The organism is Pseudonocardia sp. SID8383 (assembly GCF_009864975.1).
In the GTDB taxonomy this organism is placed as follows: domain Bacteria; phylum Actinomycetota; class Actinomycetes; order Mycobacteriales; family Pseudonocardiaceae; genus Pseudonocardia; species Pseudonocardia alni.
Genome location: NZ_WWFY01000620.1, coordinates 18,898 through 27,458 on the forward strand (window position 1 = coordinate 18,898; position 8,561 = coordinate 27,458).

Sequence of the window (8,561 nt, forward strand, 5' to 3'; positions counted from 1 at the left end):
GGGCGGCTCAGCCATCGCGCCGCGACGCCGGAGGCACCCTCGCACCGGTCCGGCGACGGGACGTGGTGGCCCGACCGGGCGGGCTCCGAGCCCGACCCGGTCCCGGTCCCGGTCCCGGTCATCGCCTGGGTCACCCGGCATCGGCTGGTGGTGGTCGGTGACGCCGGTCCTCCTCCGTAGCCGGACGCCGCGGGACCGCACCGCGGTTCCGGTGTGGTCGAGCGGGATCGTGGTCACCGGAGCAGGTAGCGCTGGACCTTCCCGCTGGGGGTGCGGGGCAGGGAGTCCACGACGTGCACCTGCCGTGGATAGGCGTGGGCCGAGTACCGGGACCGGACCATGTCCTGCAGCTCGGTGACGAGGTCGTCCGGAGCAGTGACACCGTCCACCAGGACGACGTGGGCGACGACGATCTGACCACGCACCGCGTCGGGGGCGCCGACGACGGCGACGTCGGCGATCAGTGGATGGGTGGCCAGGACGCTCTCGACGTCGACCGGGCCGATCCGGTATCCGGCGGCGAGGATGACGTCGTCGTCACGGGAGGTGAAGAAGAAGTACCCGTCCGCGTCGACCTTGCCGATATCGGCTGTCAGGTACCAGGCGGCGTCGGTGGTGAAGCGTTCGGCGGTCCGCTCCGGGGCGTCGACGTACCCGGTGAACCACATCAACGGGCTGTCGGTGGCGAGCGCGATCTGTCCATCGACGACCGCTGCCCGGAACCCCGGCAGCGCCCGCCCCATCGAGCCGGGCCGCACCGGGGCGCGGACCTCGTCGTGCCAACCGTTGACGATCACCATCCCCTGTTCGGTCTGCCCGTAGTGATCGCGGATCTCGACGTCCAGGGCGTTCTTTCCCCAGGTGGCCACGTCGGGGGTCAGCGGTTCGCCCGCGGAGGACGCCCGCCGCAACCGCACCGTCGGCGTCGTGGTCGCGCGGCTCAGTGCGCGGTACACGGTGGGGGCCGCAGCGAAGTTGGTGACGCCGAAGCGTTCCAGCACCGCGTACGTGGTCTCGACGCCGAAGCCGGCGTCGAGCAGGAGGTTCCGCCCGCCGATGGCCAGCGGGCCGAGCACGCCGTAGTAGAGCCCGTACGCCCAGCCGGGATCCGCGGCGTTCCAGAACACGTCGTCGTCGGTGACGTCGAGTCCGAAGACCATGTAGGAACTGAACGCCGCGAGGGCACGGACCGGGACCGGGACCGCCTTGGGGTGTCCTGTGGTGCCGCTGGTGTAGAGCTCGACCAGCTGGCCGTCGCCCCCGACGGCCACCCGCCCGGTGACGGGCTCGGCGGCATCGAGCTCGGCGTCCAGACGCGGCCCCGCCTCCAGCACGGTCCGGCCGTCGAGGGCGTCGAGCTTGGCACGCTGGGCCGGCTCGGTCACGATCACACCGACGCTGCTGGCCTCCACCCGCATCTCGACAGCGGGGGCGGCGAACGCGGTGAACAGCGGTACGTGGACGGCACCGAGCCGCCAGATCGCCATGAGCGTCACCACCAGCTCGATCCGCTTGCCCATCAGCACCGCCACCCGGTCACCGGCCCGGACCCCGTGGGTGGCCAGGACCGCGGCCATCCGGCGGGACCGGTCCGCCAGCTCCCCGTAGCTCAGGTCGCGGCCGGCGAGGTCGGCGTCGACCAGGGTGAAGGCGATCGCGTCGGGATCGTGCCGGTCGCACAGCAACCACGCCGCGTCGGCGTCGGCGGCACCGAAGGTCGCCGACCAGGTCTGCTCGTCCGTGTGGGTCACGGGGTCTCCCTCCGGGTACGTGGACGGGGCCGGGCAGGTCGGACGTCCGGGCACGTCGGGCCCGCGACGACTCGGTTGCGGATCGACCCGATCCCCTCGACCGTCATCTCGACGACGTCACCGGGGCGCAGCGGCGGCGGGTCGTCCGTCCCCCGCAGACCCCACAGCTCCGCGAGACAGCCACCGTTCCCGCAGGTCCCCGAGCCGATGACGTCCCCGGCCCGGATCTCCGTCCCGCGTGAGGCATAGGCCAGGAGCTCCTCGAACGGCCAGCCCATGTTCCCCAGCAGGTCGTGCCCGACGAGCGTGTCGTTCAGCGTGACCGACATCGCGAGGTCCAGGAAGCCGTGGGCGTCACGGTGCTGTTCGACCTCGTCGGCGGTGACGAGCCACGGTCCGAGCGTCGTCGCCGAGTCCTTGCCCTTGACCGGTCCGAGCTGTACGCGCATCTCCCGGCTCTGCAGGTCGCGCGCCGACCAGTCGTTGAGCACCGTGTAGCCGAAGACATGGCCCCGGGCCTGCTCGGGTGTCAGCGAGCGTCCGTCCCTGCCGACGACACAGGCGACCTCGAGCTCGAAGTCGAACCGCTCGCTGCCCGGTGGCACCGCGACGTCGTCGAACGCGCCCACGACGGCGTAGGGGTTGGTGAAGTAGAACGTCGGGGCCTGATACCACTCCGGCGGCACCGCCGCCTCGGCGGTGACCGCGCGCAGCACGCCCTCGACGTGCTCCTCGAAGGCGACGAAGTCGCGGATCGTCGGCGGGGCGATCGGCGGCAGCAGCCGGACCTCGGACAGCGGGACCGGCGCCGTGGACAGCGCGGACGCGCCCGCCTCCAACGCGGCGGGCAGACCGGCGTGGACCAGGTCCAGCACGGTCCTGCCGTCGGGCAACGCGTGCAGCCCGACGTCGGTGACGACGCCCGACCGGACGACGCCCTCATGTGACCAGGTCGCGAGACGCATCTCTCCTCCTCAGGCGAAACAGCGGATGGGGCCGCCGTGGAACGCCGTCATGTCCTCCCACACGGCGCCCAGGTCGAGCCGGGTGCCGGGCGGGTCGCCGTCGAGCTCGCTGTAGGCGCGGTACAGGTTGCCGACGAGTCGCTCGGCCTCCTGCCAGTCCCGGTAGGGGTCGTCGGCGACGGCACGTGCGGCCTCCAGCGGGGGAGTTCCCGCGGCGTGACCCTCCCTCGCGACGGCATCGACGAAGCGGGCGTAGCCCTCCAGATCGTCCAGCAGACGGCCGACCTCGGCTCCACGGCACACCGGGCCGTGCCCCGGTACGAGCACCTCGGCGTCGAGTGCACGGAGCTCCTCGAGTGCACGGAGGTACCCGGCGACGCTGCCCTCGACGAGGAAGGGCTGGCCACCGGCGAACGCGATGTCACCGGCGAAGACGACGCCGTCCTCGGGGAGCCGGACGACGATGTCCCCACGGGTGTGGGCCGGTCCGACCGGTATCAGCTGCACCGGCCGGTCACCGAGGTGCAGGGTCATCGGGCCCGCGAACGTGACGTCGGGCGGGCGGATCTCCTGCCGCCCGTAGTCCGGGCCGGGTAGCAGCCGGGCGGCGACGAGCCCCGCGGCCAGGAGGTCCTCGCGGCAGTGCTCGTGGGCGAGGATCGGGGTGTCCGCCTCCAGGAGCCAGTTGCCGAAGGTGTGGTCCCCGTGGTGGTGGGTGTTGACCAGCGTGAGCGGGCGGCCCGGTGCCACCTCCGCGACCACGGACAGCAGCGCTCGGTTCCGGGTCTCCGTCGAGGTCGTGTCGACCAGCAGCGGACGATTCGGCGTGCCCAGCACGACACCGGTGTTGTTGATCATCCAGCTGCCGTCGGGCTGCACGTAGGCGAAGACTCCGGCCGCGACCTCGACCAGGTCCGCCCGCTCGATCGCGCGGCTCATCGGCCGACGGCCCTGCGATGCTCGGCGAAGACCGGTTCGAGCGCGTCCCAGGCACCGGGTGGTGTGCCCGGGAGCGTCCCGCCGCCGTCGGCGATGCGGCCGAGGAGGGCGTCGACCGCTGCGTCCGCCCGACGACCGAGGTCCACCGCGTCGAGATCGACGAGCACGCCGTCCCGCTTGACCACCCGGCCGTCGACCAGCACGGTCCGGACGTCCGCGACCGTCGTCTGGAACACGAGACTCCCGTAGGGGTCCGTCCGCGGGTGCTGCTCGAGTGCGTCTCCGCCGACGAGCACGAGATCCGCCCGCTTGCCGGGGGTGAGCGAGCCGATGCGGTCCCCGAGCCCCATCGCCTCGGCCGCGTTCACGGTGGTCCACCGCAGCGCGTCGGACGCCGGTGTGGTGACGACGTCGGGCATGCGGCCGGACAGGTTCAGCGCGTGCGTGGCGTCCCACCGGTCGAAGCCCAGGCCGAACCGCATCTGGTGCCAGAGGTCGCCGCTGTTGAGGCTCGTGACGTCCGCGGACAGGGTCGGGGCCAGGCCGTGACGCCGGCAGGCCTCGAACACCGGCCGTCCCATACCCATGTTGAGCTCGGTCTCGACCGAGATCGACACCTTGCCGCCGGACCGCACGAGCGCGGCCCACTCCTCGCCGGTGAGTGCGTTGCAGTGCACATGGACGATGTCCGGGCCCAGGACACCTGCGGCGTCGAGCTCGAGGACCCCACCGGTGATCGAGCTGCCCCACACGCATCCGGTGTGGTTGACGAGCAGGGCGCCGTACTCGCGGGCGACGGCGAACTCGTCGAGGGTCGCCTGCCAGGGCACTCCGAAGACCTCGTTCAGCGAGACGCCGAGGGAGAGCAGGCCGTCGCCGTCGCGGAACCAGGTGTCGGCCAGCCGTCGGAAGTCCCGGAGACGGTCCGCGTGGGTCCCGAACCGGGAGCCCCCCGGCGAGCTCTCGAAGAATCCGTGGCAGTGGGCTGCCCGGATGTGCGCGTCGCGCAGGCCCTGCACCGCCGCGTCCGAGTGGTCGGGGGTGTTGTTGGTGTGCGAGAAGTCGAGCAGCGTGGTGACACCGGCGCTGAGCGCGTCCGCGGCACCCACCAGCTGGCCCAGCCGGACGTCGTCGGGGGTCATCGCCGGTGAGATCCCCAGCCTGATGCCGAAGTAGTAGTCCCCGAGCGGCCAGTCCGCACAGATGCCGCGCACCAGCGACTGCCAGGTGTGCCGGTGGGTGTCGATCAGTCCCGGGAGCACGATGTGCCCGGTGGCGTCGATGACGTCGACCCCGTCGGCCTCCACGACGGGAGCGACGGCGACGATCTCCCCGTCGGAGATCAGGACGTCGCCGGTGGGCAGGTCACCGATGGCGGGGTCCATCGAGATCACGTGCCCGCCGGTGACGAGGGTGCGACCGGATGCCATGGGTGCCTCCACGTCTTCGGGGGAGCCGGCCCCGGTGGGCCGACGCCCTCAGTCGAGCACGCAGGCCGCGCCGGGATCATGTATCGGATCGGCCGTAATCCCCGGGCCCCGGGCACCGGCGGTGGCCTCCGCGGCCGCCCGGACCGCCCGGATCACCGGGCGGTCGTCGTGCCCGCCGGTGGCCACGGCGACGTCGACGGGCGCTCCCTCCAGCGGCACGAAGGCCACCTCCGGATGGCTGCAGTAGCGGACCGCCACCGCCCCGTGCAGGCCGATCCGCCCGGACGTCGCGACGGCGGTCGGGATCGCGGCCGGTCGGCGGATCACCTGCCCTGTCCGCCCGCCCTGCCGGCCCGCCGCCGCCCACTCGGCGAGCCGGGGGTCCGCTCCGGCCATCGGGAGCCACGGCAGATCCGCCACATCGGCCTCCACGAGCCGGTCCGCGTCGGCCAACGGCGACGTGCGGGGGACCACCGCCACCCGTGGCGTACTCAGCACCGGCTGCATCACCAGGCCGTCGAGGCCACCCAGATGGTGCACCAGCCCGACGTCCACGTCGCCGCTCCGTACGGCGTCGTACTGGTCCATCAGATCGAGCTCCTCGTACTCGATGCGGACCCCCGGTGCCGCGGCGGCGATGCCCGAGACGAGCGTCCGCCATCGGTGCGCGACACCGAACCCGAGTACCCCGACCCGCAGCACCTGCCCGTCGGCCTCCACGCCGCGAACGGCTTCGACCAGGCTGTCGAACGAGGCCAGGGTCGTGCGGGCGTGCGCGATGACGCGGGCCCCGGCCGGCGTCACCGACACCCGGCGCGTCGTGCGGTCGAACAGCCGGACACCGAGCTCCCGTTCGAGCCGCCGGATCCGTCGTCCGAAATGCCCCTCGGCGACATAGTGCCGCGCCGCGGACCGTCCGAAGTGCAGCTCCTCGGAGAGCGTCACCACGTAGCGCAGGACATCGACGTCCATCGCCCACCTCACTCCACGACGGCAGGATCCAGGGACCGGGCATCCGGGACACCGCGCGGCCGTGCGGGACGACGGCCCTCGACCGGCGGCGCGGCCGGCCCCCAGCACGTCCTCCGATGCCGGTCCGTCGTCGACCCTAGACCCGGATCGACCGCCGGCGAGCTCCGAGCGGACGCCTGGTGCCCGCAGGTGCCCCTGCAGCCGACGAGCGGAGCACACGAGCGCGGAGTGCCTGCGTGCCGTGACGAGGCTGATGAGCAGCAGGCACAGGACCAGGATGTACACCGCGAATGCCCAGTCGGGCGGGACCCCGCTGCGCAGCGTCAGGAGCGTGAACGCAGCTCCGAGGCCGACCAGGACGTGGAACACCAGGTTCTCGGAGCCGGCGGTCGCGCCAGGCCGTCCGGACGGTGGGGGAGTGCCGCTGCCGTGTCGGCGCCGACCGCGAAGACCATCGCGGTGGGAGCCGCGTCGAAGCCGGATCAGACGACGAGCGCCGCCCCGGCGATCGCCGCACGGAGGAGGTCGAACGGACCGATCGCCGAGTGGCTGTGCCGGGTCACGACAGCCGGGACGACGACGATGAGCGGGCCGAGTCCTGCCGCCGGTGTCAGTACGACGGGGAGGCCGACTCCCGCGGAGAGCTGCGCGAAGTAGGCGATCAGCGGTGCCGCCGTCCACAGGCCGAGTGCGGCGCTGAGGAGGACCCGGTTCGGATCGAGCACCGCCTTCCCACCTCGCAGCGCCGCGACGTCCCGTCCGCCGCCGCGCCGTCGCAGGGTGCGCAGGGATGCCGGACCTCGTCGCCTCGCCCGTCCACCGCGGAGACCGAAGCCGGGGACGACGAACGCCGGGCCACCCGCGAGGGTGTGCCCGGCGTTCCGCCTTCCTGCTGGCGGAGGATAGGGGATTTGAACCCCTGAGGGATTGCTCCCAACACGCTTTCCAAGCGTGCGCCCTAGGCCACTAGGCGAATCCTCCGCGAAAGAGGTTACGCGACGCCCTCGGCGATCCGACGCGGCCCCCTCGCCGCCCGACGGCGCCGTCCGTGGCACACTGTCCGTGGACCCCGTGCGGCGTCCATCCTGTGAACTCCCCCAGGGCCGGAAGGCAGCAAGGGTCAACAGGCTCTGGCGGGTGCGCGGGGTCCCCTTCTGTCTCCGAGCGGGTCCCCGGAGTGTCGGACCCCCTGGGTAGCCTTCCCCTCGTGGCTCTGGCTCTGTACCGCAAGTACCGCCCGGCCAAGCTGGCCGACGTCGTGGGGCAGGAGCACGTCACCGAGCCCCTGGCCACCGCCCTCACCGCGGGGCGGATCAACCACGCGTATCTGTTCTCGGGGCCGCGGGGCTGCGGCAAGACGTCCTCGGCGCGCATCCTGGCGCGCTCGCTGAACTGCGAGCAGGGGCCGACCCCGGATCCCTGCGGCGTCTGCAACTCGTGCATCGCGCTCGCCCCCGAGGGATCGGGCAGCATCGACGTCGTCGAGCTCGACGCGGCGTCGCACGGTGGTGTCGAGGACGCGCGCGAGCTGCGTGACCGGGCGTTCTACGCGCCCGCCGAGTCGCGCTACCGCGTGTTCGTCGTCGACGAGGCGCACATGGTCACCACCCAGGGCTTCAACGCGCTGCTCAAGATCGTCGAGGAGCCCCCGGAGCACCTGGTCTTCGTGTTCGCGACGACGGAGCCGGAGAAGGTGCTCCCGACGATCCGGTCGCGGACCCACCACTACCCGTTCCGGCTGATCCCGCCCGGCACGATGCGCGCGCTGCTGGAGAAGATCTGCGGCGAGGAGCAGGTGACCGTCGCGCCGCCGGTGTTCCCGCTGGTCATCCGGGCCGGGGGCGGCTCGGCCCGGGACACGCTGTCGGTGCTGGACCAGCTGCTCGCCGGCGCCGGGCCGCAGGGTGTGACCTACGAGCGCGCGGTCGCGCTGCTCGGGGTGACCGACTCCGGCCTGATCGACGACACCGTCGACGCGCTCGCCGCGGCCGACGGCGCGGCCGTCTACGGCGCGGTGGACCGGCTCGTCGAGGCCGGGCACGACCCCCGTCGCTTCGCCTCGGACCTGCTGCAGCGCTTCCGCGACCTGATGCTCGTGCAGGCCGTGCCGGACGCGGCCGAGCAGGGACTGGTCGACGGCGCCGCGGACGAGCTGTCCCGGATGGCCGACCAGGCCGCCCGGCTCGGCCCGGCCACCCTCACCCGCTACGGCGAGATCCTGCACCAGGGTCTGATCGAGATGCGCGGGGCGACCGCCCCGCGGCTGCTGCTGGAGCTGCTGGTCTCGCGGATGCTGCTCCCGGCGGCCACGACCTCCGACGGCGGGCTGCTCGAACGCCTGGAACGCATCGAGCGGCGCAACGCGATCGCGCCGGGCCCCGCCGGCCCGGCCGACGACGGCGGAGCCGCCAAGCGGTTCGTCCGGCCCAGCGAGCGCCCGGCCACCCCGGAGCCGACCGGCGGCGCACCGTCGCGTTCCGCGGAACGCGAGGTAGGGGCGCCGA

Annotated in this window: 7 protein-coding genes, 1 tRNA gene and 1 other RNA gene; 2 read left to right on the forward strand and 7 right to left on the reverse strand. The window is 72.9% G+C overall.

Annotated features, from left to right (window positions below; translation table 11 throughout):
- Nucleotides 1-233: 233 nt before the first annotated feature.
- The 7 genes from GTW08_RS14965 to GTW08_RS14995 all read right to left on the reverse strand — a co-directional run bounded on the left by GTW08_RS14965 (nt 234) and on the right by GTW08_RS14995 (nt 7,038).
- Nucleotides 234-1,751 carry an AMP-binding protein gene (locus GTW08_RS14965; RefSeq protein WP_073575927.1) on the reverse strand — a complete coding sequence of 506 codons (1,518 nt, stop codon included), beginning with the start codon at nt 1,749-1,751 and terminating at the stop codon, nt 234-236.
- On the reverse strand, nt 1,748-2,716 hold the full coding sequence (locus tag GTW08_RS14970) for a fumarylacetoacetate hydrolase family protein (protein ID WP_073575747.1): 969 nt from the start codon (nt 2,714-2,716) through the stop codon (nt 1,748-1,750). Before GTW08_RS14970 ends, GTW08_RS14965 begins: the two co-directional genes overlap by 4 nt.
- Nucleotides 2,717-2,725: 9 nt before the next feature.
- A complete protein-coding gene (locus tag GTW08_RS14975) occupies nt 2,726-3,655 on the reverse strand; it encodes an MBL fold metallo-hydrolase (protein ID WP_073575748.1) in 930 nt (309 codons plus the stop codon).
- A complete protein-coding gene (locus GTW08_RS14980; RefSeq protein WP_073575749.1) occupies nt 3,652-5,085 on the reverse strand; it encodes an amidohydrolase family protein in 1,434 nt (477 codons plus the stop codon). The genes GTW08_RS14975 and GTW08_RS14980 overlap by 4 nt, the downstream gene beginning before the upstream one ends.
- Before the next feature lie 48 nt (nt 5,086-5,133).
- On the reverse strand, nt 5,134-6,057 hold the full coding sequence (locus GTW08_RS14985) for a LysR family transcriptional regulator (protein ID WP_073575750.1): 924 nt from the start codon (nt 6,055-6,057) through the stop codon (nt 5,134-5,136).
- Nucleotides 6,058-6,539: 482 nt separating this feature from the next.
- On the reverse strand, nt 6,540-6,782 hold the full coding sequence (locus GTW08_RS31090; RefSeq protein WP_073575751.1) for a hypothetical protein: 243 nt from the start codon (nt 6,780-6,782) through the stop codon (nt 6,540-6,542).
- Between the two features lie 168 nt (nt 6,783-6,950).
- A tRNA-Ser gene (locus GTW08_RS14995) sits at nt 6,951-7,038 on the reverse strand.
- Nucleotides 7,039-7,118: 80 nt separating this feature from the next.
- Here GTW08_RS14995 and ffs point away from each other — a divergent pair.
- Together ffs and GTW08_RS15005 are read left to right on the forward strand one after the other, a co-directional pair.
- Nucleotides 7,119-7,213: signal recognition particle sRNA small type (gene ffs, locus GTW08_RS15000), an RNA gene on the forward strand.
- Between the two features lie 51 nt (nt 7,214-7,264).
- Nucleotides 7,265-8,561, forward strand: a 1,297-nt coding sequence (locus GTW08_RS15005) for a DNA polymerase III subunit gamma and tau (protein ID WP_161152088.1), incomplete at its 3' end; no start/stop codon positions are given.

Coding starts and splice junctions, on each gene's coding strand:
- GTW08_RS14975 (WP_073575748.1), bottom strand. CDS start 3,655: ATGAGCCGCGCGATCGAGCGGGCGGACCTGGTCGAGGTCGCGGCCGGA.
- GTW08_RS14980 (WP_073575749.1), bottom strand. CDS start 5,085: ATGGCATCCGGTCGCACCCTCGTCACCGGCGGGCACGTGATCTCGATG.
- GTW08_RS14970 (WP_073575747.1), bottom strand. CDS start 2,716: ATGCGTCTCGCGACCTGGTCACATGAGGGCGTCGTCCGGTCGGGCGTC.
- GTW08_RS14985 (WP_073575750.1), bottom strand. CDS start 6,057: ATGGACGTCGATGTCCTGCGCTACGTGGTGACGCTCTCCGAGGAGCTG.